The following is a 2,220-nucleotide window of genomic DNA, read 5'->3' on the forward strand; positions in this document are numbered from 1 at the left end:
GCGTCGGAATAAGATTCCCCAGTTATGTCGGAATACCATTCCCCAGTCCGGTACCATATAGTACCTGGTTGAAGGCGAATGGTAGACGAGGAGGATTATTTTATGTTCAAGGATCTCGCTCGTGAACAGGAACAGGCAACAGGACGGGTCAACATCAGCGCACTCTCCCGGGAGACCGGATTCGATCGCAAGACCGTGAGATATTACCTCTCCCGTGACCGTCCGCCGGTGACTCCCCGCACCCGCACCAAGCCCAGCAAACTGGATCCGTATAAGCCGTATATCCTCAAGAGATTGGCGAACTATCCCCGGTTAAGTCGTGTCCGTCTCCTTGAAGAGATCCAGGGACAGGGCTATGACGGCAAAGCCACGATCCTCGGTGACTACCTCCGCCAGGTGCGGCCGACGGTCCCGGTCCTCCCTGAGATCCGGTATGAGACCAAACCCGGCGAGATGGCACAGTGCGACTGGTCGGAATGCATCGCCTCCCGCCCGGACGGTCCGGAGCAGAAGGTCAACTGCTTCACGATGGTCCTTGGCTACTCCCGGGTGCGGTACATCGAGTTCACGATGTCCCAGGACCTCCAGACGTTCCTCGAATGCCATCTGCACGCGTTTGAGTATTTCGGCGGAGTACCACAGGTCCTCCTCTACGACAACCTCGGCAGTGTCGTCCTGAAGCGGAAGTACCCGTCAACCGCGTCGGACTTCCATCCCGCCTTCGTCGACCTTCGAGACCACTTCGGGTTCACTGCCCGGCTCTGCCGGGTCTATCGGGCGAAGACCAAAGGCAAAGTCGAACGATCCATCGGCTTCGTCAAAGACAACTTCCTGTATGGCCGGGAATTCAGCTCGCTGGACGAACTAAATCTCCGTGCTCGGGAGTGGCTGGACACCGTCAACCGAAACGTCCATGGGACAACCCACGAGATTCCCTTTGACCGGTTACCTCAGGAAAATCTCCGTCCGTTCTCCTCCTATCCACCGTATCATGTCCAGAAAAAGTACTCGCGCAAAGTATCCCGGGACTGCTACCTCTCGCTGTACGGGAACCTTTACTCCGTTCCCTGGCGGTTTGCCGGGAGTTATGTCGATGTCGTTGTCCGGGGCACCACCGTGCTGGTCTCAGCCAATGGTATGGCGATCTGCTCTCATCCCCTGCTTATCGGCAAAGACCAGCGGTCCCGGCAGAACGAACACTTCGACGGTCTCCTCAAACAGATCCTCAATGAACCCTGCACGAGCCCGAAGAAGAAGCCGATCCTGAAGTCGTGTATCGGGGAATATACTGTCGAAGAACGGAATCTGGCTCTCTATGATGTTCTCTGCGAGGAGGGAGACCGATGACGACGCTTCTCCTGGAGCGGGTGCATCAGCTCCTGACCGGGATGAAACTGATGACGATGGATGCCCTTCTCGAACCCACGCTTGAGCGGGCGATGAAGGAGAGCCTGAGTCCTCTGGAAACGATAGGCTATCTGGCTGAGCAGGAATGGAACGGTAGAGTATCGACGACGATCCGGACCCGGACGAAGAATGCCGGGTTTCCTCTCCTGAAACGGATCGACGAGTTTGATTTCGCGTTTCAGCCGTCTGTCGACAGAACCGTGATCAAAGATCTCGCCACCCTGCGGTTTGTGGATAACGCCGAGAATGTGGTGTTTCTGGGGCCGCCGGGGGTGGGGAAGACGCACCTGGCAATCGGTCTTGGTGTCGCTGCTATTGAGCAGAATATCCCGGTGCTCTTCATCAATGCTTCGGTTCTCATCGAACAGCTGAAGGAGGCCTATCAGACCGGGCAGCTGGACAGATACCTGAAGAAACTGACCCGGCCGGGTATCCTGATCATCGACGAGATCGGGTATCTGCCGTTCGATGCACAAGCCGCATACTGTTTCTTCCAGTTGATTTCACGCCGATACGAAGACCGTTCAACGATCTTCACCTCGAATAAGACGTTCGCGGATTGGGGAGAGATCTTCCAGGATCGGGTCATCGCGGCAGCACTGCTCGATCGCATCCTCCATCGCTGCACCACCGTGAATATTCGGGGGGAGAGTTATCGAATGAAAGATCGAAAGAAGCATGCATTATGGACGAATCTTGAAAAATCGGCTGAAATGAGGTTTCCAAATGAATGACGGAAAGTTGACGATAGATTTAAGTGGGGTGGGGAATGATATTCCGACAAAGCTGGGGAAAAGTAGACCGACGTTGACA

Annotated in this window: 2 protein-coding genes; both read left to right on the forward strand. The window is 55.5% G+C overall.

The features are described from left to right. The first annotated feature begins 102 nt into the window (after positions 1 to 102). Complete coding sequence (istA, locus tag PLN84_RS13140; protein ID WP_300020828.1) at positions 103 to 1,347, forward strand: IS21 family transposase; 1,245 nt, start codon at positions 103 to 105, stop codon at positions 1,345 to 1,347. Next, on the forward strand, positions 1,344 to 2,141 hold the full coding sequence (gene istB, locus PLN84_RS13145; protein WP_300020826.1) for an IS21-like element helper ATPase IstB: 798 nt from the start codon (positions 1,344 to 1,346) through the stop codon (positions 2,139 to 2,141). The genes istA and istB overlap by 4 nt, the downstream gene beginning before the upstream one ends. Positions 2,142 to 2,220 lie beyond the last annotated feature (79 nt).

The organism is Methanoculleus sp. (genome assembly GCF_035363275.1).
Lineage (GTDB): Archaea > Halobacteriota > Methanomicrobia > Methanomicrobiales > Methanoculleaceae > Methanoculleus.